This is a genomic window from Pseudomonas purpurea (assembly GCF_039908635.1).
Lineage (GTDB): Bacteria > Pseudomonadota > Gammaproteobacteria > Pseudomonadales > Pseudomonadaceae > Aquipseudomonas > Aquipseudomonas purpurea.
Window position 1 is genome coordinate 1,379,161 of record NZ_CP150918.1, and the last position, 23,248, is coordinate 1,402,408.

General features: G+C 58.8%; 18 protein-coding genes and 1 pseudogene. All 19 read left to right on the forward strand.

The window, feature by feature from the left end:
• Positions 1-176 precede the first annotated feature (176 nt).
• The 19 genes and pseudogenes from pyrH to eno all read left to right on the forward strand — a co-directional run bounded on the left by pyrH (position 177) and on the right by eno (position 23,204).
• The gene (gene pyrH / locus AABM54_RS06110; RefSeq protein ID WP_003172271.1) at positions 177-920 is read left to right on the forward strand and encodes a UMP kinase; all 744 of its coding nucleotides are present in this window, start codon (positions 177-179) and stop codon (positions 918-920) included.
• Positions 917-1,474: a ribosome recycling factor gene (gene frr, locus AABM54_RS06115; protein WP_028622555.1), complete on the forward strand. Its 558-nt coding sequence runs from the start codon at positions 917-919 to the stop codon at positions 1,472-1,474. The genes pyrH and frr overlap by 4 nt, the downstream gene beginning before the upstream one ends.
• A 13-nt stretch (positions 1,475-1,487) precedes the next feature.
• The gene (uppS, locus tag AABM54_RS06120) at positions 1,488-2,243 is read left to right on the forward strand and encodes a polyprenyl diphosphate synthase (protein ID WP_347904411.1); all 756 of its coding nucleotides are present in this window, start codon (positions 1,488-1,490) and stop codon (positions 2,241-2,243) included.
• Complete coding sequence (locus tag AABM54_RS06125; protein WP_347904412.1) at positions 2,243-3,049, forward strand: phosphatidate cytidylyltransferase; 807 nt, start codon at positions 2,243-2,245, stop codon at positions 3,047-3,049. Before uppS ends, AABM54_RS06125 begins: the two co-directional genes overlap by 1 nt.
• Positions 3,046-4,236, forward strand: coding sequence for a 1-deoxy-D-xylulose-5-phosphate reductoisomerase (gene ispC / locus AABM54_RS06130; protein WP_347904413.1), 1,191 nt, complete (start codon positions 3,046-3,048; stop codon positions 4,234-4,236). Before AABM54_RS06125 ends, ispC begins: the two co-directional genes overlap by 4 nt.
• Before the next feature lie 54 nt (positions 4,237-4,290).
• Positions 4,291-5,643, forward strand: a complete 1,353-nt coding sequence (gene rseP, locus AABM54_RS06135; protein ID WP_347904414.1) for a sigma E protease regulator RseP — start codon at positions 4,291-4,293, stop codon at positions 5,641-5,643.
• Between the two features lie 74 nt (positions 5,644-5,717).
• Positions 5,718-8,090, forward strand: coding sequence for an outer membrane protein assembly factor BamA (gene bamA / locus AABM54_RS06140; protein ID WP_347904415.1), 2,373 nt, complete (start codon positions 5,718-5,720; stop codon positions 8,088-8,090).
• A gap of 45 nt (positions 8,091-8,135) precedes the next feature.
• Positions 8,136-8,639: an OmpH family outer membrane protein gene (locus AABM54_RS06145; RefSeq protein ID WP_019692093.1), complete on the forward strand. Its 504-nt coding sequence runs from the start codon at positions 8,136-8,138 to the stop codon at positions 8,637-8,639.
• A 3-nt stretch (positions 8,640-8,642) separates the two neighbouring features.
• Complete coding sequence (gene lpxD / locus AABM54_RS06150; RefSeq protein WP_347904416.1) at positions 8,643-9,698, forward strand: UDP-3-O-(3-hydroxymyristoyl)glucosamine N-acyltransferase; 1,056 nt, start codon at positions 8,643-8,645, stop codon at positions 9,696-9,698.
• A 108-nt stretch (positions 9,699-9,806) separates the two neighbouring features.
• On the forward strand, positions 9,807-10,247 hold the full coding sequence (gene fabZ, locus AABM54_RS06155; protein ID WP_008028982.1) for a 3-hydroxyacyl-ACP dehydratase FabZ: 441 nt from the start codon (positions 9,807-9,809) through the stop codon (positions 10,245-10,247).
• A complete protein-coding gene (gene lpxA / locus AABM54_RS06160; RefSeq protein WP_347904417.1) occupies positions 10,244-11,020 on the forward strand; it encodes an acyl-ACP--UDP-N-acetylglucosamine O-acyltransferase in 777 nt (258 codons plus the stop codon). The genes fabZ and lpxA overlap by 4 nt, the downstream gene beginning before the upstream one ends.
• 2 nt (positions 11,021-11,022) lie before the next feature.
• On the forward strand, positions 11,023-12,153 hold the full coding sequence (lpxB, locus tag AABM54_RS06165) for a lipid-A-disaccharide synthase (protein WP_347904418.1): 1,131 nt from the start codon (positions 11,023-11,025) through the stop codon (positions 12,151-12,153).
• Positions 12,154-12,164: 11 nt separating this feature from the next.
• Positions 12,165-12,791 (forward strand): ribonuclease HII, encoded by a 627-nt coding sequence (rnhB, locus tag AABM54_RS06170; RefSeq protein ID WP_347906138.1) that lies wholly within the window; start codon positions 12,165-12,167, stop codon positions 12,789-12,791.
• A gap of 115 nt (positions 12,792-12,906) precedes the next feature.
• A complete protein-coding gene (dnaE, locus tag AABM54_RS06175; RefSeq protein WP_347904419.1) occupies positions 12,907-16,428 on the forward strand; it encodes a DNA polymerase III subunit alpha in 3,522 nt (1,173 codons plus the stop codon).
• Between the two features lie 155 nt (positions 16,429-16,583).
• On the forward strand, positions 16,584-17,531 hold the full coding sequence (locus AABM54_RS06180) for an acetyl-CoA carboxylase carboxyltransferase subunit alpha (RefSeq protein WP_347904420.1): 948 nt from the start codon (positions 16,584-16,586) through the stop codon (positions 17,529-17,531).
• Positions 17,532-17,664: 133 nt separating this feature from the next.
• Entirely contained in the window at positions 17,665-18,993 is a 1,329-nt protein-coding gene (gene tilS / locus AABM54_RS06185; RefSeq protein WP_347904421.1) for a tRNA lysidine(34) synthetase TilS, read from the forward strand.
• A gap of 274 nt (positions 18,994-19,267) precedes the next feature.
• A complete protein-coding gene (locus AABM54_RS06190) occupies positions 19,268-20,899 on the forward strand; it encodes a CTP synthase (RefSeq protein WP_347904422.1) in 1,632 nt (543 codons plus the stop codon).
• A gap of 5 nt (positions 20,900-20,904) precedes the next feature.
• Entirely contained in the window at positions 20,905-21,750 is an 846-nt protein-coding gene (gene kdsA / locus AABM54_RS06195) for a 3-deoxy-8-phosphooctulonate synthase (RefSeq protein ID WP_123428480.1), read from the forward strand.
• 163 nt (positions 21,751-21,913) lie between these two features.
• A pseudogene (eno, locus tag AABM54_RS06200) lies at positions 21,914-23,204 on the forward strand (phosphopyruvate hydratase).
• The last annotated feature ends 44 nt before the right edge of the window (positions 23,205-23,248 follow it).

Below are 23,248 nucleotides of genomic sequence, written 5' to 3' on the forward strand. Positions count from 1 at the left end.
CCGCTCACGCGCGCAGCCTCTTTTCAGATGGGGAGGCCGATTTATTTGGTTTCCTGTCGGAACTGGCTTACAAAGCCGTGTTCTGATGGCGCTGTGATAGCGTCAAGCTAGAGTGAACGCAGGCTGAAAACAGCCCGCAAAGAATTTTTTAAAATACGCCGCAGGAGAGATTCGCAATGGCTCAGCAGGGCAGTGGTTATCAGGCTCGCTATAAACGCATTCTACTCAAGCTTAGCGGCGAGGCCCTGATGGGCTCCGAAGAGTTCGGGATCGATCCCAAGGTGCTGGATCGCATGGCGCTGGAAGTTGGCCAACTGGTCGGCATCGGTGTTCAGGTGGGTCTGGTGATCGGGGGTGGTAACCTGTTCCGCGGCGCAGCGCTGAGCGCTGCCGGCATGGACCGTGTTACGGGCGACCACATGGGCATGCTGGCCACTGTGATGAATGCCCTGGCCATGCGTGACGCGCTGGAGCGCGCCAATATCTCGGCCATCGTGATGTCGGCAATTTCCATGGTGGGCGTGACCGATCACTATGATCGCCGCAAAGCCATGCGTCATCTGAACGCCAAGGAAGTGGTCATCTTCGCTGCCGGCACCGGCAACCCATTCTTCACCACGGACTCGGCTGCCTGCCTGCGTGCGATCGAGATCGACGCTGATGTAGTGCTCAAGGCGACCAAGGTGGATGGCGTGTACACTGCTGACCCATTTAAAGACCCGCATGCCGAGAAGTTCGATCATCTGACCTACGATGAAGTGCTGGATCGCAAGCTGGGCGTAATGGATCTGACGGCAATCTGCCTGTGTCGCGACCACAAGATGCCATTGCGCGTCTTCAACATGAACAAGCCCGGCGCCCTGCTGAACATCGTACATGGCGGCGCTGAAGGAACCCTGATCGAGGAAGGCCAACAATGATCAACGAAATCAAAAAAGACGCTCAAGAGCGCATGCAAAAATCCCTGGAGTCTCTGTCCCACGCGTTTGGCCAGATTCGTACCGGCAAGGCTCACCCGAGCATTCTGGGTAGCGTGATGGTGCCTTACTACGGTGCTGATACCCCGTTGAGCGGCGTCGCCAACGTTACCGTGAAAGATTCTCGGACCCTCCAGGTCGTGGCGTTCGAGCGCAACATGCTCGCGGCAGTCGACAAGGCGATCCAGAGCGCCGGCTTGAACCTCAACCCGACCAACCTGGGCGAGTTGCTGTTGATCTCCATGCCTGCCCTGACCGAGGAAACCCGCAAGGGCTTCACCAAACAGGCTCGCAGTGCCGCAGAAGATGCTCGTGTTGCCGTGCGCAACATCCGTCGCGATGCACTGGGCGACCTGAAGAAACTGGTCAAGGACAAGGAAATCAGCGAAGACGAAGAGCGTCGTGCTGCTGCCGATATCCAGAAACTCACCGACAAGGCTGAGGCTGATATCGACGCGGCGACCAAGCAGAAAGAAGCGGATCTGATGGCCGTATAAGGGTCGCGTTTTCATGGATAAGACCAAGCAGACTGCGCCGTCCGCGGTGCCGCGCCATGTCGCGATCATCATGGATGGTAATAATCGCTGGGCGAAAAAACGCTTTATGCCAGGTGTTGCCGGGCATAAAGCGGGTGTGGATGCAGTTCGTGCAGTGATTGAGGTGTGTGCCGAGGCCAAGGTCGAGGTATTGACCCTGTTTGCCTTCTCCAGTGAAAACTGGCAGCGCCCGGCCGATGAGGTCAGCGCCTTGATGGACTTGTTCTTCAAGGCGTTGCGTCGTGAGGCCAAGCGCCTCAATGACAACAACATCAGCTTGCGGATTATCGGCGACCGTTCCCGCTTTCATCCCGAGCTTCAGGCCGCCATGCGCGAAGCTGAAGCCATGACGGCGGGGGCGAATCGCTTCATTCTGCAAATTGCCGCCAACTACGGTGGTCAGTGGGATATCGCCCAGGCTGCGCAGCGTCTGGCGCGCGAGGTTCAGGCCGGGCACCTGCGTCCTGAGGACATCACTCCCGAGTTGTTACAAACCTGTCTGGCGACCGGCGATCTGCCGTTGCCTGATCTGTGTATCCGCACGGGTGGCGAACATCGCATCAGCAACTTCCTCTTGTGGCAGTTGGCATACGCCGAGTTGTATTTCTCCGACCTGTTCTGGCCGGACTTCAAACACGACGCCATGCGCACCGCGCTGGCCGATTTCGCTTCTCGCCAGCGACGCTTCGGTAAAACGAGCGAGCAGGTCGAGGCTGGGGCCCGGGTTTAATGCTTAAGCAACGAATCATCACTGCACTCATTCTGCTGCCTATCGCCTTGTGCGGGTTCTTCCTGCTCGAAGGTTCCGGGTTTGCGCTGTTCATCGGGCTGGTCGTGACGCTCGGTGCGTGGGAGTGGGCGCGTCTTGCAGGCTTTACTGCCCAGCCATTGCGCGTGGCTTATGCGGTGGTTGTCGCGGCCATGCTGTTTGTCATGCATCTGCTGCCGGGGCTTGCACCCTGGGTGTTGGGTGCTGCTGTTCTGTGGTGGGCGGCGGCGACCTTCCTGGTGCTGACTTATCCCAAAACCAGCGAGCATTGGGCCAGCGCGGCCTGCAAACTGGTCATCGGTCTGCTGATTCTGCTGCCTGCCTGGCAGGGGCTGGTCCTGATCAAGCAGTACCCGCTGGGTAACTGGTTGATCATGGCGGTCATGGTGTTGGTCTGGGGAGCGGACATCGGTGCGTACTTCTCCGGCCGGGCTTTCGGTAAGCGCAAGCTGGCGCCGCTGGTCAGTCCTGGCAAGAGTTGGGAGGGTGTGTACGGCGGTCTGGCATTGAGTCTGCTGATTACCGCCGTTGTCGGTTTGGTTCGCGACTGGAGCGTTGCCCAGATCCTGATGGGGCTGATTGGAGCGGCGATTGTTGTGCTGATCTCAGTGGTCGGCGACTTGACTGAAAGCATGTTCAAGCGCCAATCGGGGATCAAGGACAGCAGTAACCTGTTGCCGGGGCATGGCGGTATCCTGGATCGTATCGACAGTCTGACGGCGGCCATTCCAGTGTTCGCAGTGTTGCTGTGGGTGATGATGCCGTGAGTCGCCCACAACAGATTACTGTCCTGGGGGCTACAGGCTCGATCGGCCTGAGCACGCTGGATGTCATTGCTCGTCATCCGCAGCGTTATCAGGTGTTCGCCCTGAGCGGCTTTACCCGATTGGCTGAGTTGTTGGCACTGTGTATTCGTCATACGCCGCGCTTCGCGGTTGTGCCTGAGTTGGTTGCGGCTCGTGGGTTGCAGGACGATTTGCGTGCCGCCGGCCTGTCTACGCGAGTACTCGTGGGTGAGGCGGGGTTGTGTCAGGTTGCCTCCGACCCTGAGGTCGATGCGGTCATGGCGGCGATTGTCGGTGCGGCGGGGCTGCGTCCAACGCTGGCAGCGGTCGAGGCGGGCAAGAAGATCCTTCTGGCCAACAAAGAAGCATTGGTCATGTCCGGCGCCTTGTTCATGCAGGCAGTGCGCAAAAGCGGTTCGGTGCTCTTGCCGATCGACAGTGAGCACAACGCAATTTTCCAGTGCATGCCGCAGGACTTTGCCCGTGGCCTCAGTGCTGTGGGTGTGCGGCGGATTTTACTGACAGCTTCTGGCGGTCCGTTCCGGCAGACGCCGTTGTCCGAACTGGCGCATGTGACGCCTGATCAGGCCTGTGCCCACCCTAACTGGTCGATGGGGCGCAAGATTTCAGTCGATTCGGCCAGCATGATGAACAAAGGCCTGGAGTTGATCGAGGCCTGCTGGTTGTTCGATGCCAAGCCATCCCAGATTGAAGTGGTGATTCACCCGCAAAGCGTCATTCATTCGCTGGTCGACTATGTTGACGGCTCGGTGCTGGCGCAGTTGGGTAACCCGGACATGCGCACGCCGATTTCCAATGCGCTGGCGTGGCCTGAGCGGATCGACTCCGGTGTGGCGCCGTTGGACCTGTTTGCCATCGCACGACTGGATTTCCAGGCGCCCGATGAAGATCGTTTCCCTTGCCTGCGCCTGGCTCGTCAGGCTGCAGAGTCGGGTAACAGCGCGCCAGCCATGCTGAATGCGGCCAATGAAGTGGCGGTCGCTGCGTTTCTTGATGGGCGTGTCCGTTACTTGGAGATCGCGAGTATCATTGAGGAAGTCTTGAATCTCGAGCCTGTGGTTGCGGTTGATGATCTCGATGCAGTGTTTACGGCGGACGCCAAGGCACGAAGCCTGGCCGGGCAATGGTTGAGTCGTCACGGACGATAGGTGCAGCCGGGCGCAAGCATGCGGCAGTACTGAATAGGATTGCGGAGAAAGCAGATGAGCGCGCTCTATATGATTGTCGGCACCCTGGTGGCATTGGGTGTGCTGGTCACCTTCCATGAATTCGGCCATTTTTGGGTCGCCCGCCGCTGTGGCGTGAAGGTTCTGCGCTTCTCCGTAGGCTTCGGCATGCCGTTGTTGCGCTGGCACGACAAGCGTGGCACGGAATTCGTGATTGCGGCCATTCCCCTGGGTGGCTACGTCAAAATGCTCGATGAGCGCGAAGGCGAAGTACCGGCTGACCAGCTCGATCAATCGTTCAATCGTAAAACCGTTCGTCAGCGGATCGCCATCGTGGCGGCCGGTCCCATTGCCAACTTCTTGTTGGCTTTTGTGTTTTTCTGGGCGCTGGCCATGCTCGGCAGCGAGCAGGTGCGCCCGGTCATCGGGGCGGTCGAGGCGGGCAGTATTGCCGCCAAGGCGGGTTTGAGCCCTGGGCAGGAAATTATTGCGATTGATGGCGAGCCGACTTCCGGGTGGGCCGCAGTCAATCTGCAGTTGGTTCGTCGACTGGGGGAAAGCGGTGCGTTGCAGTTGCTGGTTCGTGAGCAGGGTTCCAGTGCCGATTCGCCGCGTGAGCTGACGCTCGATCATTGGCTCAAGGGTGCCAATGAGCCAGACCCGATTCGCTCGCTGGGTATTCGTCCGTGGCGTCCGGCGTTGCCGCCGGTGCTGGCTGAACTCGATCCGAAAGGCCCGGCTCAGGCTGCCGGGCTGAAAACCGGCGATCGCTTGCTGGCGCTGGACGGTCAGGTGCTCAACGATTGGCAGCAAGTGGTCGACTGGGTCCGTGTACGTCCTGATACCAAAATTGTGCTGCATGTCGAGCGCGACGGTGCTCAAATCGACGTCCCTGTTACCTTGGCGGCGCGCGGTGGTGCGAAAGCAGCGAGCGGTTATCTGGGGGCTGGCGTCAAGGTTGTCGACTGGCCGCCAGAGATGATTCGCGAGGTCAGCTTCGGCCCTGTCGCGGCGATTGGCGAGGGCGCGCGTCGCACCTGGACCATGAGTGTGCTGACCCTTGATTCGCTAAAGAAAATGTTGTTCGGCGAGCTCTCGGTAAAAAACTTGAGTGGACCGATAACCATTGCTAAAGTGGCGGGCGCTTCTGCCCAGTCGGGTGTCGCTGATTTCTTGAATTTCCTTGCTTATCTGAGTATTAGCCTGGGAGTTCTCAATTTGTTGCCCATCCCTGTACTGGATGGGGGGCATTTGTTGTTTTATCTGATCGAGTGGGCGCGTGGTCGTCCCTTGTCGGATCGGGTGCAGGGTTGGGGGATACAGATCGGTATCAGTTTGGTGGTCGGGGTGATGTTGCTTGCTCTGGTCAACGATCTGGGTCGACTGTAACGCTTCGCTGAATTGCGAATCTGCCGCATTTTGCGGCAGTTTGTTTATTGCCAGTTGGAATAAGAAAGGACTTCATGAAACGTCTGCTGCTAACTGCGGTTCTCACCGTATTGATGATCGCCGAAGTTCACGCCGAGTCCTTCACTATCTCCGATATTCGCGTCAATGGCCTCCAGCGGGTCTCCGCGGGTAGCGTCTTTGGTGCCTTGCCGTTGAACGTCGGTGAACAGGCGGATGATCGTCGCCTGGTGGAATCCACTCGTGCGCTGTTCAAAACCGGTTTCTTTCAAGATATCCAGCTGGGCCGCGATGGAAATGTCCTGGTCATCACGGTAGTCGAGCGCCCATCGGTCGCCAGTATCGAGATCGATGGCAATAAGGCGATCTCCACTGATGACTTGATGAAAGGTCTCAAACAGTCCGGTCTGGCCGAAGGCGAGATCTTCCAGCGTGCGACCCTTGAAGGCGTGCGTAACGAACTGCAGCGTCAATACGTCGCTCAGGGCCGCTACTCGGCGACCGTCGACACCGAAGTGGTGCCGCAGCCGCGTAACCGCGTTGCCTTGAAGGTCAATATCAACGAAGGCACCGTTGCTGCTATCCAGCACATCAACGTGGTGGGTAACACCGTTTTCGCCGACGAAGACCTGATCGACCTGTTCGAACTCAAGACCACCAACTGGTTGTCGTTCTTCAAGAACGATGACAAGTACGCTCGTGAAAAACTCTCCGGTGACCTGGAACGCCTGCGTTCCTACTACCTGGACCGTGGCTATATCAACATGGATATCGCCTCGACCCAGGTGTCCATCACCCCGGACAAGAAACACGTCTACGTCACCGTCAACGTTAACGAAGGCGAAAAGTACAGCGTTCGTGACGTCAAGCTGAGCGGCGACCTGAAAGTCCCTGAAGACCAGGTCAAGGCTCTGTTGCTGGTTCAGAAAGGCCAGGTGTTCTCGCGCAAGCTGATGACCACCACCTCCGAACTGATCACGCGTCGTCTGGGTAACGAGGGTTATACCTTCGCCAACGTCAACGGCGTACCGCAGCCACACGACGATGATCACACTGTCGATATCACCTTTGTGGTTGATCCGGGCAAGCGTGCTTATGTAAACCGCATCAACTTCCGCGGCAACACCAAGTCGGAAGACGAAGTACTGCGCCGTGAAATGCGCCAGATGGAAGGTGGCTGGGCTTCGACCTACCTGATCGACCAGTCCAAGACCCGTCTGGAGCGCCTGGGCTTCTTCAAGGAAGTCAACGTCGAGACGCCGGCTGTACCGGGCACCGACGACCAGGTAGACGTGAACTACAGTGTTGAAGAGCAAGCTTCCGGTTCGATCACCGCCAGCGTTGGTTTTGCTCAGAGCGCCGGTTTGATCCTGGGCGGTTCGATCACCCAGAACAACTTCCTGGGTACAGGTAACAAGGTCAGCATCGGCCTGACCCGTAGCGAATACCAGAGCCGCTATAACTTCGGTTATGTCGACCCCTACTGGACTGCTGATGGCGTGAGCCTGGGTTACAACGCGTTCTATCGCACCACTGACTACAAAGACCTCGATGTCGATGTGGCCAACTATGCGGTAGACAGCCTGGGTGCTGGCGTCAGCGTCGGCTATCCGATCAGCGAAACCTCGCGTCTGACCTTCGGTCTGACCGCGCAGCAAGACAAAATCAATACCGGTAAGTACACCGTTGACGAAATTTTTGATTTCGTGAAAAAGGAAGGCGACAACTACCTGAACTTCAAGGCATCGGCCGGTTGGTCCGAGTCGACCCTGAACAAGGGTGTATTGGCGACACGTGGCCATTCCCAGAGCCTGACCCTGGAAGCCACCACGCCAGGCAGCGACCTGTCGTTCTTCAAACTCGACTATCGCGGTCAGTTGTTCCAGCCGTTGACTGACAACTACACCATGCGTCTGCATACCGAACTCGGTTATGGCGATGGCTACGGTTCGACAGATGGTCTACCGTTCTACGAGAACTACTACGCAGGCGGTTTCAACTCGGTTCGTGGCTTCAAGGACAGTACCCTGGGTCCTCGCAGTACGCCAAGTACCGGCAAGAATCCTGGTACAAGCAAAGACCCGGACCAGGACCCTCTGCCGTTCGGTGGTAACGTGCTGGTTCAAGGTGGTGTAGAAATTCTGTTCCCGCTGCCCTTCGTCAAGGATCAGCGTTCGTTGCGGACCTCGGTCTTCTGGGACGTTGGTAACGTGTTCGACAGCAATTGCTCTTCGAACAAGGTATCGGCTACTGGCAAGAAAATTGAGTGCAACAATATCGATCTCTCCGGTCTGGCCAGCTCGGTCGGTGTCGGTGTGACGTGGGTTACTGCACTGGGGCCATTGAGCTTTGCGTTGGCGATGCCGATCAAGGAACCGGATAACGCTGAGACTCAGGTGTTCCAATTCTCCCTCGGTCAGACTTTCTAAGAGCCTGACCCAAGATAACGACAATGGATTTTGTAGGAGTGCATCGTGCGTAAGTTGACTCAATTGGTTCTCCTGGCGACTGTCCTGGTAGCGACCCCGGCATTTGCCGAAATGAAAATTGCGGTACTGAACTACCAAATGGCTCTGCTGGAGTCGGATGCGGCGAAGAAGTACGCCGTGGACGCCGAGAAGAAGTTCGGTCCGCAACTGACCAAGCTCAAGACTCTGGAAAGCAGTGCCAAAGGCATCCAGGATCGTCTGGTCAGCGGTGGCGATAAAATGGCCCAGGGCGAGCGCGAACGCCTTGAGCTGGAATTCAAGCAAAAGGCCCGTGACTTCCAGTTCCAGTCTAAAGAGCTGAACGAAGCCAAAGCCGTTGCTGACCGTGAAATGCTGAAGCAGCTCAAGCCAAAACTGGATAGCGCTGTGGAAGAAGTCATCAAAAAAGGTGCTTTTGACCTGGTCTTCGAGCGTGGTGCAGTGATTGACGTCAAACCTCAGTACGACATCACCCGCCAGGTTATCGAGCGCATGAACCAACTGAAGTAATCCATGACAGCGACTATAAAACTCGGCCAGTTGGCCGAGTTCCTCGGGGCCACGTTGCGTGGCTCTGCGGAGAAAGAAATTACTGGGCTAGCCACCTTGCAGGAGGCTGGCCCAGCTCAGTTGAGCTTTCTGGCAAATCCCCAATACCGTAAATACCTGGCCGAAAGCCAAGCCGCAGCTGTGTTGCTGAAGGCCGCCGATGCCGAAGGGTTTGCCGGTGATGCGCTGGTTGTGCCTGACCCGTATGCCGCGTATGCGCGGGTTTCCCATCTGTTTGATCCGAAGCCCAAGGCTGCTGCCGGGGTTCATCCGACAGCCGTTGTGGCTGAGGATGCGGTGGTTGACCCAGCGGCGAGTATTGGTGCGTTTGCCGTGATCGAAAGTGCTGCACGGATCGCCGCGGGCGTGACGATTGGCGCTCATTGCTTCATCGGCGCACGTAGCGAAATCGGCGAAGGTGGCTGGCTGGCTCCGCGTGTGACGCTGTATCACGACGTGCGGGTCGGCAAGCGAGTGGTGATTCAGTCGGGTGCGGTGCTGGGCGGTGAAGGCTTCGGCTTTGCCAACGAGAAGGGCATCTGGCAGAAAATTGCCCAGGTCGGCGGCGTGTTGATCGGCGACGATGTCGAAATTGGCGTTAACACCGCTATTGATCGCGGTGCGCTGGCCGATACCGTGATCGGTAATGGCGTGAAGCTCGACAACCAGATTCAAATTGCCCACAACGTGCAGGTCGGCGACCACACCGCCATGGCCGCTTGCGTGGGGATTTCCGGCAGTACCAAAATCGGCAAGCATTGCATGCTCGCTGGTGGTGTAGGGCTGGTAGGACACATTGATATTTGCGACAACGTTTTCCTGACCGGGATGACGATGGTGACTCACTCGATTACCGAGCCGGGCTCCTACTCATCTGGTACAGCCATGCAGCCAGCGGCCGAATGGCGCAAAAGCGCGGCTCGCATCCGTCAGCTCGATGACATCGCGCGGCGTTTGCGACAGCTGGAGAAGCGTGTAGGGGACGTGACCCCTGACGCCAATGCTTCATCTGAAGGCTGATACCATTTCCATATCAAGTGTGCTCAGCCGCTAGACTGCCTCCTTGATTTGCTAGCGGAGTGCGCGTTTGCCGCGCGCTCCCAATCTTTACATAGGCTTCCCCCCGAAATGATGGACATCAACGAGATTCGCGAATACCTGCCTCACCGTTACCCGTTCCTGCTGGTGGACCGGGTGGTGGATCTGGATGTTGAAGGCAAGCGCATTCGTGCCTACAAGAATGTCAGCATCAACGAACCGTTCTTCAATGGTCACTTTCCGGCGCACCCGATCATGCCGGGCGTGCTGATCATCGAGGCGATGGCGCAGGCCGCAGGCATCCTGGGTTTCAAGATGCTGGACGTGAAACCTGCCGATGGCACCCTTTACTACTTCGTCGGCTCCGACAAGCTGCGTTTCCGTCAGCCGGTCAAGCCTGGCGACCAATTGATCCTTGAAGCCACGTTCATCAGCTGCAAGCGCAAGATCTGGAAGTTTGAATGCCAGGCGTCGGTGGATGGCAAGCCGGTATGCTCGGCCGAGATCATCTGTGCGGAACAAAAAGTATGAGTTTGATTGACCCTCGCGCAATCATCGATCCGACGGCCATTCTGGCCAACGACGTCGAGGTCGGCCCTTGGTCGATCGTCGGCGCAGGTGTGGAAATCGGCGAGGGAACAGTGATCGGGCCGCACGTGATACTTAAGGGCCCGACCCGGATTGGCAAGCACAACCGCATCTACCAGTTTTCATCGGTAGGTGAGGACACGCCCGATCTGAAGTACAAGGGTGAAGAGACCCGCCTGGTGATCGGTGACCACAACATCATCCGTGAAGGCGTGACGATTCACCGTGGCACCGTCCAGGACCGTTCCGAAACGACCCTGGGCGACCACAACCTGATCATGGCTTATGCCCATATCGGCCATGACAGCGTGATCGGCAACCACTGCATTCTGGTCAACAACACCGCACTGGCGGGCCATGTGCATGTTGAAGACTGGGCGATCCTGTCCGGTTTTACCCTGGTTCACCAGTATTGCCATATCGGCACCCACAGCTTTTCCGGCATGGGTACGGCCATTGGCAAGGATGTTCCGGCCTACGTCACGGTGTTCGGCAACCCGGCAGAAGCCCGTAGCATGAACTTCGAAGGCATGCGCCGTCGTGGTTTCAGCGAAGACGCCATCCACGCGTTGCGCCGTGCCTACAAAGTGGTTTATCGCCAGGGCCTGACCGTTGAGCAGGCGCTTGCCGAGCTGGCCGAGCCTTCGGCACAGTTTCCCGAAGTCGCGGTCTTCCGCGACTCGATCCAGTCATCGACTCGCGGCATCACCCGTTAACCATGGCCAATCTGCGTATTGCGCTGGTGGCGGGCGAAGCCTCCGGCGATATTCTGGGTGCAGGTTTGATGCGTGCGCTGAAGGTTCAGCACCGAGACGTTGAGTTCATCGGTGTTGGCGGTCCGCTGATGCAGGCCGAAGGCCTGACCTCATACTTTCCAATGGAACGCCTGGCGGTCATGGGGCTGGTTGAAGTCCTGGGGCGTTTGCGTGAGTTGCTTGCTCGACGCAAGAAGCTGATCGCGACCCTGATCGCGGAAAAGCCGGACGTGTTCATCGGCATCGATGCGCCGGACTTCACCCTCAATATCGAACTCAAACTGCGTCAGGCCGGCATCAAGACCGTGCACTACGTCAGCCCTTCAGTCTGGGCCTGGCGGCAGAAGCGCGTGCTGAAGATCCGCGAAGGCTGCGATTTGATGCTGACGTTGTTCCCGTTTGAAGCCAAATTCTACGAAGAGAAAGGCGTGCCCGTGCGGTTCGTCGGCCATTCGCTGGCCGATGCCATTCCCTTGGAGGCTGATCGTGCTGCCGCTCGCGCTGAGCTGGGATTGACCGCTGGCCCGTTGGTCGCGTTGATGCCGGGCAGCCGAGGCGGTGAAGTCGGACGCCTGGGTGGCTTGTTCCTTGATACGGCCGAGCGTTTACGTGCGCTGTGTCCGGGTGTGCGGTTTGTCATGCCGTGTGCCAGCCCGGAGCGTCGCGAGCAGATCGAAGCGTTGCTGGTGGGGCGTGATTTGCCGGTGACACTGCTCGATGGTCGGTCACATCAAGCGCTGGCCGCCTGTGATGCGGTGCTGATTGCCTCCGGCACAGCGACGCTGGAGGCCTTGTTGCACAAGCGGCCGATGGTGGTTGCTTATCGCCTGGCGCCGCTGACGTTCTGGATTCTCAAGCGCATGGTCAAAAGCCCCTACATCTCGTTGCCGAACTTGCTGGCCCAGCGTTTGCTGGTACCCGAGTTGCTGCAGGACGATGCAACGCCCGAGGCGCTGGCGCAGACCCTGTTGCCGTTGATCGAGGGTGGCGAAGAGCAGACTGCCGGGTTTGATCAGATTCACCGCACCTTGCGCCTTGATGCTTCGAATCAGGCCGCAGACGCCGTCCTTAACTTGATCGGCAAACCTCAATGAGTAATGTAAAGATGCAAATGGGCCTGGATTTCACCCTCGTCGCAGACGCCGAAGACCTTGTGGCGGGTGTCGATGAAGTCGGTCGTGGTCCGTTGTGCGGTGCGGTCGTAACGGCGGCAGTGATCCTCGATCCGAGCCGACCGATTCTCGGTCTCAACGATTCGAAGAAGCTCACCGAAGCACGCCGCGAAAAGCTCTACGACGAAATCCGCGAGAAAGCCCTGAGCTGGTGTATCGCGCGTGCCGAAGTTGAAGAAATCGACGAGCTGAATATCCTGCACGCCACCATGCTGGCCATGCAGCGCGCGGTCGCAGGCCTGCACATCATGCCGAAACTGGCGATGATCGATGGCAACCGATGCCCGCAACTGGCAATGCCTGCCGAAGCGGTGGTCAAGGGCGATAGCAAGGTGCCGGCGATTGCCGCCGCCTCGATTCTGGCGAAAGTCAGCCGGGATCGCGAAATGGCTGCTTTCGAACTGATTTATCCGGGGTACGGCATCGGCGGCCACAAAGGCTACCCGACTCCCGTTCATCTGGAAGCCTTGGCCCGTTTGGGGCCGACACCCATTCACCGACGCTCCTTCGCCCCTGTGCGGCTGGCTTACGAGGCGCGTGAGGGTTTGATCGAGCGTTAGTCGCAAGGCTGATGTTTTTACCAAGGCCCGGTACAATCCGGCACTTTAAAGCGCAGCCGCTTTAAAGTGCCGGATTTCCGGGCCTTGTTGTCTCCACGTTATTAGCAGGATCACTATGCCGGCTTCATTCGTTCACCTACGCCTGCACACTGAATACTCCCTGGTCGATGGTCTGGTGCGGATCAAACCGCTGGTCAAGACCCTGGTCGGCATGAACATGCCTGCCGTGGCGGTCACCGACCAGAACAACATGTGTTCCCTGGTCAAGTTCTACAAAAACGCCATGGGCGCCGGGATCAAGCCGATCTGTGGCGCCGACCTGTGGCTGTCGAACAAAGATCCGGATAACCCGCTGAGCCGCATCAGCTTCCTGGCGATGAACGCCGTGGGTTATCGCAACCTCACCGAGTTGATCTCCCGAGGCTTCATTGACGGTCAGCGTAACGGCCAGATCATCATTGAGCGCGAGTGGGTGGCCGAGGCCAACGAAGGCTTGATCATGCTGTCGGCGGCCAAAGAGGGCGAGATCGGTATCGCCATGCTCAGCGGCAACCCAGACGAAGCCGAAATCCTGGCGCGCGAATGGATGGCGGTGTTCCCGGATCGTTTCTATCTGGAAGTGCAGCGCACCAACCGCCCCAACGACGAAGAGCAACTGCACGGCGCCGTGGCCCTGGCCGAAAAAATCGGCGCGCCGCTGGTGGCGACCAACGATGTGCGCTTCATCAAGCAGCAGGACTTCGAGGCTCACGAAACCCGCGTGTGCATCGGCGAAGGCCGGGCGCTCGACGACCCGCGTCGCTCCAAGAATTACAGCGACCAGCAGTACCTCAAAAGTGCCGAGGAAATGGCCGAGTTGTTCAGCGACTTGCCTGAGGCGCTGGAAAACACCGTCGAGATCGCCAAGCGTTGCAACATCGAAGTGAAGCTGGGCACGCACTTCCTGCCCAACTTCCCGATTCCCGATGGCATGACCATCGACGAGTATTTCCGCAAGGTGTCCTTCGATGGCCTCGAAGAGCGCTTGAGCGTGCTGCTGCCCAAGGACACCACCGAAGACTACGAAGCCAAGCGTCAGGTTTACGTCGACCGGTTGAATTTCGAGCTGGATATCATCATCCAGATGGGGTTTCCCGGTTACTTCCTGATCGTTATGGACTTTATCCAGTGGGCCAAGAGCAACGGCGTACCGGTAGGCCCGGGCCGTGGGTCGGGTGCCGGGTCGCTGGTGGCCTATGTGCAGAAGATCACCGACCTCGACCCGCTGGAATATGACCTGCTGTTCGAACGTTTCCTTAACCCGGAACGGGTTTCCATGCCCGACTTCGACGTCGACTTCTGCATGGACGGTCGCGACCGCGTGATCGACTACGTGGCCGAGAAGTACGGTCGCAACGCGGTAAGCCAGATCATCACCTTCGGTTCCATGGCCGCCAAGGCTGTGGTCCGCGACGTGGCGCGGGTGCAGGGCAAGTCCTACGGGCTGGCGGATCGTCTGTCGAAGATGATTCCGTTCGAAGTCGGCATGACCCTGGAAAAAGCCTACGAACAGGAAGAAATCCTGCGTGACTTTATCAAGGTCGATGAAGAAGCCGCGGAAATCTGGGAAATGGCCCGCAAGCTTGAAGGCGTGGTGCGTAACGTCGGCAAGCACGCCGGTGGTGTGGTTATTGCGCCGACCAAGCTGACCGACTTCTCGCCGATCTATTGCGACGAAGAGGGCGGCGGTCTCGTTACCCAGTTCGACAAGGACGACGTCGAGGCGGCCGGTCTGGTGAAGTTCGACTTCCTGGGGCTGCGGACCCTGACGATCATCGACTGGGCGCTGAAAACCATTAACCGCGACCGCGCCAAGGTCGACGAACCGCCGCTGGATATCGCGTTTATCCCGCTGGACGACAAGCCGACGTACACGCTGCTGCAAAAAGCTGAAACCACCGCGGTGTTCCAGCTTGAGTCGCGAGGTATGAAAGAGCTGATCAAAAAGCTCAAGCCCGACTGCCTGGAAGACTTGATCGCCCTGGTAGCACTGTTCCGCCCAGGCCCGCTGCAATCGGGCATGGTGGACGACTTCATCAACCGTAAGCACGGTCGCGCCGAACTGGCGTACCCGCACTCGGATTACCAGTACGAAGGCCTCAAGCCGGTACTGGCGCCGACGTACGGCATCATCCTGTATCAGGAACAGGTGATGCAGATTGCCCAGGTCATGGCCGGTTACACCCTCGGTGGTGCGGACATGCTGCGGCGAGCCATGGGCAAGAAGAAACCCGAAGAAATGGCCAAGCAGCGCGGCGGTTTCATTGAAGGTTGCGCCACCAACAATATCGATGCCGATCTTGCGGGTAACATCTTCGACCTGGTAGAGAAGTTCGCCGGTTATGGCTTCAACAAGTCTCACTCCGCCGCCTACGGTCTGGTGTCGTACCAGACCGCGTGGCTGAAAGCTCATTACCCGGCGCCGTTCATGGCCGCGGTGCTGTCGGCGGATATGCACAACACCGACAAGGTTGTGACCTTGATCGAAGAAATTCGCACCATGAAGCTGCGTCTCGACGCGCCGGATGTGAATACCTCCGAGTTCAAGTTCACGGTGAATGACGAAGGCCGCATTATTTACGGGCTGGGCGCGATCAAGGGGGTTGGCGAGGGGCCGGTCGAGGCGATTACCGAGGCGCGCCAGGACGGGCCGTTCAAGGACCTGTTCGATTTTTGCGCCCGGGTCGACCTCAAGCGCATCAACAAACGAACCCTCGACGGCTTGATCCGCAGTGGCGCTCTGGATCGCCTTGGCCCGTATTTCCACGATGAGCCGAAGGCTTATCAGGCCAATATCGACCTCAATCGGGCGGTCTTGCTGACGGCCATGGAAGAAGCGATCAAGGCGGCCGAGCAGACCGCCCGTACGCACGACAGCGGTCACGCCGACCTGTTTGGTGGCCTGTTCGTTGAAGCAGACGCCGATGTCTACGCCAATCACCGCAAGGCCAAGGAGCTGACCCTCAAGGAACGGCTGAAAGGGGAGAAAGATACCCTGGGCCTGTACCTCACCGGTCACCCGATTGACGAGTACGAAGGTGAGATCCGCCGTTTCGCCCGCCAACGCATCATCGACCTGAAGCCGGCGCGCGATACCCAGACGGTTGCGGGCATGATCATCGCGCTGCGGGTCATGAAGAACAAAAAGGGCGACAAGATGGGCTTCATCACCCTCGACGACCGCTCGGGCCGCATCGAGGCGTCGTTGTTTGCTGAGGCCTTCCATTCGGCGCAGTCGCTGTTGCAGACCGATGCCATGGTGGTGGTCGAAGGCGAGGTCAGCAATGACGACTTCTCCGGCGGCCTGCGCTTGCGGGTCAAGCGGGTGATGAGCATGGAAGATGCGCGCACCAACCTGGCCGAAAGCCTGCGCTTGAAGGTCCAGACCCAAGACCTCAAAGGCGATCAGCTACGCTGGCTGGGCGAGTTGTTCAAGCGCCACCGGGGCGCGTGCCCGATTACCATGGAATACACCAGCCCCGATGCCAAGGCCTTGTTGCAGTTTGGCGAGACCTGGCGAATCGATCCGGCGGATGCCTTGATTCAAGCCCTGCGTGACCAGTTCGGGCGAGACAACGTCTTCCTCCAATACCGTTGACGGTCAGGTACGTGTTTTCTTGTTATCAAGAGTGTGCCCTGATCTCGATCCGAATTTTTAATCTCGACCTCAACGCGCCTCTCCCTTAAGGTAGGGCGCGAATAGACAACCGGCCGGCCCAAGCTCTCTTGGACGTCGACCCAAGACGGACGCCTATGAACCCGAATTTTCTTGATTTCGAACAGCCGATCGCCGACCTGCAAGCCAAGATCGAAGAGTTGCGCTTGGTCGGTAATGACAATTCGCTGAATATCGGCGATGAAATCTCCCGCCTGCAAGACAAGAGCAGCACGCTCACCGAAGACATCTTCGGCAAGCTGACCAGTTGGCAGATCGCACGCCTGGCGCGTCACCCGCGTCGCCCGTACACCCTGGACTACATCGAACACATCTTCACCGAGTTCGATGAGTTGCACGGTGATCGCCACTTCTCCGACGACGCAGCCATCGTTGGCGGTGTTGCCCGTCTGGACGACCAGCCGGTGATGATCATCGGTCACCAGAAAGGTCGCGAGGTGCGCGAGAAGGTTCGCCGCAACTTCGGCATGCCGCGTCCGGAAGGCTACCGCAAGGCTTGCCGCCTGATGGAAATGGCCGAGCGTTTCAAAATGCCGATCCTGACCTTCATCGACACCCCGGGTGCATACCCGGGTATCGACGCTGAAGAGCGTAACCAGAGCGAAGCGATTGCCTGGAACCTGCGGGTCATGGCGCGCCTGAAAACCCCAATCATCGCCACCGTGATCGGTGAGGGTGGTTCCGGTGGTGCGCTGGCGATCGGTGTGTGCGATCAGTTGAACATGCTGCAGTATTCGACCTACGCGGTGATCTCGCCGGAAGGTTGTGCTTCGATTCTGTGGAAAACCGCCGAAAAAGCCCCGGATGCCGCTGAAGCGATGGGCATCACCGCCGAGCGCCTGAAAGGCCTGGGTATCGTCGACAAAGTGATCAGCGAACCACTGGGCGGCGCACACCGCAATCCGGCGGCTGCTGCGGCTTCGATCCGTGCCGAGCTGAGCTCGCAACTGGCGATGCTGAAGAAGTTCGACAACGATGCGTTGCTGGCTCGCCGTTACGAGCGTCTGATGAGCTACGGTCTCTGATCTGACCTCGCTCTACCCATGTGGGAGCGAGCTTGCTCGCGATGGCGATTTAACATTCAACCAATAGGTTGGCTGTTACACCGCCATCGCGAGCAAGCTCGCTCCCACATTTGATTTGGGCCAAGTGAACATTATGAGTTCATCCAGGATTGACCTGCCTGCCAGGCTGCTGCTGAGTCTGGCTCCCTGGCGCACCGCGCCGACCTGGCGCGTCGCCTTTTCCGGTGGCCTCGATTCCACTGTCCTGCTGCACCTTCTAGCGCAGCTTGCTAAAAACCAACCCCTGCCCAAACTCAAAGCCATTCATGTGCATCACGGCCTTCAGGCTGCGGCTGATGCGTGGCCGGCGCATTGTCAGTCGGTGTGTGATGCGCTGGGTGTGCCGTTAGAGGTGGTTCGCGTCCAGGTTCAACCCGGCGCCAGCCTTGAGCGTGCGGCCCGTGATGCGCGCTATGGCGCTTTTGTCGCGGCGACTCATCCTGGTGAGCTGCTGCTGACCGCCCAGCACCGCGACGATCAGGCGGAAACCTTGCTGTTTCGCCTGCTGCGCGGGGCGGGGGTGAGAGGGTTGTCAGCCATGCCGCTGGAGCGTCCGCTGGGTGGCGGGCATTTGCTGCGGCCGCTGCTTTGTGTGGCGCGGCGCGAACTGGAAGCCTATGCCGCTGCGCATCAATTGAGCTGGGTGGAAGACCCTTCGAACGCCGATCAGCAGTTTTCCCGTAATTACCTTCGCCAGCAGATTTTCCCGGCGCTCACGCAGCGTTGGCCGCAGGCCGTGGCCACCATCGCTCGAAGCGCCGCGCACTTGAGCGAGGCGCAGGAATTGCTGGATGAGCTGGCCGAGATGGATCGGGTTCATGCAGCGACCGTCAGCGAGTTTGATTGGCTGGGTGTGCCCTCTCTGGACATGGCAGCGCTTGAAAAACTCTCCACCGCTCGTCAGCGCAATGTCCTCAGCCATTGGCTTGCGCCGTTGACGCGGCTGCCGGACAGCGACCACTGGTCGGGTTGGAACAGTGTGCGCGATGCCGCCAGCGATGCGCGGCCGATCTGGCGTCTGGCAGACGGCGAGTTGCATCGTGCCGGTGGACGGATCTGGTGGCTGTCTGCCAACTGGCTGCATGCGCCGGTGCTGGATCAGTGCTGGACGGCCCCGGTCCAGGCGCTGCATTTACCGGATAACGGTCACCTGGCCTTCAGCGGCCAGCCCCCGGAAGGCGTACTGAGTGTTCGCTACCGGCAGGGTGGCGAGGTCATGTCGTTGCCCGGTCGCGGCCATCGTGATCTCAAGCGCCTGCTCAACGAAAGCGGCCTGCCGCTGTTTGCCCGTGGCAGATTGCCGCTGCTCTACCGCGACGGGCAGTTGTTGGCGGTTGCCAACCTCCCGGGGCTTGCGGGAAGTGCCCATGGCGACTGGCGTTTGCACTGGCAGCCAGCAAACCAAGATCAAGGTTTGAGCTGAAAGGGGCTTTCCGGTAGACTACGCTCCCTTCTTGATACAACTTCTGTGGATTCGACTGAATTGCAGGAGTTGCCGATTACCAAGCAGTCTTTGCTGGGCGATTCCAAAAAATGTGTAGCGAGCAACGTACCGGTGTTTTCACTTCCGGTCTGTCCCAACGCGGCGGTTTTTTTGAAAGATGCACTGTGACTAATGCAGGTGATCGGGGGCTTCGGCCTTCCTTCGCTTTCCCCGGCGGCTCGGACCGCTTTAACGCAGACTTCTAGGGTTTTTCATGACGCGCTACATATTCGTCACGGGCGGTGTTGTTTCTTCATTGGGGAAAGGCATTGCATCGGCTTCATTGGCGGCCATCCTGGAGGCGCGGGGACTTAAGGTCACCATGCTCAAGCTGGACCCGTACATCAACGTTGACCCGGGCACCATGAGCCCGTTCCAGCACGGTGAAGTGTTCGTCACCCACGACGGCGCCGAGACTGACCTGGACCTGGGCCACTACGAGCGGTTCATCCGCACGACCATGACCCAGAACAACAACTTCACCACTGGCCGTGTCTACGAACACGTCCTGCGCAAAGAGCGCCGTGGTGACTACCTGGGCGCAACCATCCAGGTGATCCCGCACATCACCGACGAAATCAAGCGCCGCATCATCAAGGGTGCCGGCGATGCCGACGTGGCCATGGTCGAGATCGGTGGCACCGTGGGTGACATCGAGTCCCAACCGTTCCTCGAAGCCATCCGTCAATTGCGTTTCGAAGTCGGCGCCAAGCGCGCGATGCTGATGCACCTGACGCTGGTGCCGTACATCGCCACCGCCGGCGAGACCAAAACCAAGCCTACCCAGCACTCGGTCAAGGAATTGCGTTCCATCGGCCTGCAGCCAGACGTGCTGGTATGCCGCTCCGATCACCCGATCGACATTTCCTCGCGTCGCAAGATCGCGCAGTTCACCAACGTTGAAGAACGTGCGGTTATCGCGCTGGAAGACGCCGACACCATCTACAAGATCCCGGGCATTCTGCACTCCCAGGGCCTGGATGATTTCGTCGTGGAGCGTTTCGGCCTGCAATGCGGCGGTGCCGATCTGTCCGAGTGGGAAGCGGTGGTCGATGCCAAGCTGAACCCGGAACACGAAGTCACCATCGCGATGGTCGGCAAGTACATGGAGCTGCTGGACGCTTACAAATCGCTGATCGAAGCGATGAGTCACGCGGGCATCAGCAACCGTACCAAGGTCAACCTGCGTTACATCGACTCCGAAGACATCGAAAACCAGGGCACCGCGCTGCTTGAAGGCGTGGATGCGATCCTGGTTCCAGGCGGCTTCGGTCTGCGTGGCGTGGAAGGCAAGATCACTGCCGTTCAATACGCTCGCGAAAACAAGGTTCCGTACCTGGGTATCTGCCTGGGCATGCAAGTGGCCGTCATCGAGTTCGCTCGTAACGTGCTGGGCTGGAAAGACGCCAACTCCACCGAGTTCGATCGCGCCAGCGGTCACCCGGTCGTGGGTCTGATCACCGAGTGGGAAGATGCCACCGGCGCCGTCGAAACCCGTACCGAATCGTCCGATCTGGGCGGCACCATGCGCCTTGGCGCACAGGATTGCCTGCTGGAGGCCGGTTCCCTGGTGCACGATTGCTACGCCAAGGACGTTATCGTCGAGCGTCACCGTCACCGTTACGAAGTGAACAACAAGCTGCTGCCGCAACTGATCGACGCGGGCCTGAAAATCTCCGGTCGTTCGGGTGATGGCGCGCTGGTTGAAGTGGTTGAAGCACCGGATCATCCATGGTTCGTCGCTTGCCAGTTCCACCCTGAGTTCACCTCGACCCCGCGCGACGGTCACCCGTTGTTCAGCGGTTTCGTCAAAGCAGCTTTGGCTCAACACCAGAAGAAGGCTTGAACCTGATGGCTCAAAAGATCATCCGCGTAGGCAACATCGAAATCGCCAACGACAAACCGATGGTGCTGTTCGGTGGCATGAACGTGCTGGAAAGCCGCGACATGGCGATGCAGGTCTGTGAAGAGTACGTAAAGGTGACCGAGAAACTCGGTATCCCTTACGTGTTCAAGGCCAGTTTCGACAAGGCTAACCGCTCTTCCGTGACCTCTTACCGTGGCCCGGGCCTCGAAGAAGGCATGCGGATTTTCCAGGACATCAAGCAAGCTTTCGGCGTGCCGATCATCACGGACGTCCACGAGCCTGAACAGGCGGCGGTCGTTGCTGAAGTCTGCGACATCATCCAGCTGCCGGCCTTCCTGTCGCGCCAGACCGATCTGGTCGTGGCGATGGCCAAGACCGGTGCGGTGATCAACATCAAGAAAGCCCAATTCCTCGCGCCTCAGGAAATGAAACACATCCTGAGCAAATGCGAAGAAGCGGGTAACGATCAGTTGATCCTCTGTGAGCGTGGTTCAAGCTTCGGCTACAACAACCTGGTGGTTGACATGCTCGGCTTCGGCATCATGAAGCAGTTCGAATACCCGGTGTTCTTCGACGTAACCCACGCACTGCAAATGCCCGGTGGTCGCTCCGACTCCGCTGGCGGCCGCCGTGCCCAGGTCACCGATCTGGCCAAGGCGGGCATGAGCCAGTCGCTGGCGGGTCTGTTCCTGGAAGCCCACCCGGACCCGGACAACGCCAAATGTGACGGCCCTTGCGCCTTGCGTCTGGACAAGCTGGAGCCGTTCCTGGCTCAGCTCAAGGCTCTGGACGAACTGGTTAAGAGTTTTCCGACGGTAGAAACCGCGTAATCCTCGATTCTCCGGTAAAGTACCGCTCGATTTATCGCTCTGGCCGCACGGCCGCACTGCTCTTGTGGGAGCACGGCTTGCCGGCGACGGTGTCCTTGAGGGACCCATCGCCGACAAGTCGTGCTCCTGCGGCGTTCTAGTCAACTTTGGAGTGTTTACAACAATGGCAAAAATCGTCGACATCAAAGGTCGTGAAGTTCTCGACTCCCGTGGCAATCCCACCGTGGAAGCGGACGTGCTTCTCGACAACGGCATCATCGGCAGTGCTTGCGCGCCGTCCGGTGCTTCCACTGGCTCGCGTGAAGCACTCGAGCTGCGTGATGGCGACAAGAGCCGTTATCTGGGCAAAGGTGTTTTGAAGGCTGTTGCCAACATCAACGGTCCGATTCGCACTGCGCTGTTGGGTAAAGACCCGGTTGACCAGAAAGCCCTCGACCGCATCATGATCGAGCTGGACGGTACCGAGAACAAGGGCAGCCTGGGCGCCAACGCGATCCTCGCCGTGTCCCTGGCCGCTGCCAAGGCCGCTGCCCACGACCAGGACCTGCCGCTGTACGCACACATCGCCAACCTGAACGGCACGCCGGGTGTTTACTCGATGCCGGTTCCGATGATGAACATCATCAACGGTGGCGAGCACGCCGATAACAACGTCGACATCCAGGAATTCATGGTTCAGCCGGTTGGCGCCAAGACTTTCTCGGAAGGCCTGCGCATGGGCACCGAGATTTTCCATCACCTCAAAGCAGTATTGAAGGCTCGTGGCCTGAGCACTGCGGTGGGTGACGAAGGTGGTTTCGCCCCGAACCTGGCGTCCAACGAAGATGCACTGAAAGTGATCTCCGAAGCCGTGGCCAACGCTGGCTACACCCTGGGCACTGACGTGACCCTGGCTCTGGACTGCGCGGCCAGCGAATTCTACGAAGACGGCAAGTACAACCTGTCCGGCGAAGGCCAGGTGTTCACCGCCGAAGGTTTTGCCGACTACCTCAAAGGCCTGACCGAACGTTACCCGATCATCTCCATTGAAGATGGCCTGGACGAGTCCGACTGGGCTGGCTGGAAAATTCTTACCGACAAGATCGGCGAGAAGACTCAGTTGGTGGGCGACGACCTGTTCGTGACCAACACCAAGATCCTGAAAGAAGGCATCGACAAGAAGATTGCCAACTCGATCCTGATCAAGTTCAACCAGATCGGCACCCTGACCGAAACCCTGGAAGCCATCCAGATGGCCAAGGGCCGCTGGTTACACTGCCGTTATCTCGCACCGCTCGGGCGAAACCGAAGATTCGACCATTGCCGACCTGGCCGTGGGCACCTCGGCTGGCCAGATCAAAACCGGTTCGCTGTGCCGTTCCGACCGCGTTTCCAAGTACAACCAACTGCTGCGTATCGAAGAGCAATTGGGCGCAAAAGCCAAGTACAACGGTCGCAGCGAATTCCGCGGCTAAGCTTGGGATGTTAAAAAGACACCGGATTGTGTCGATAACATCGC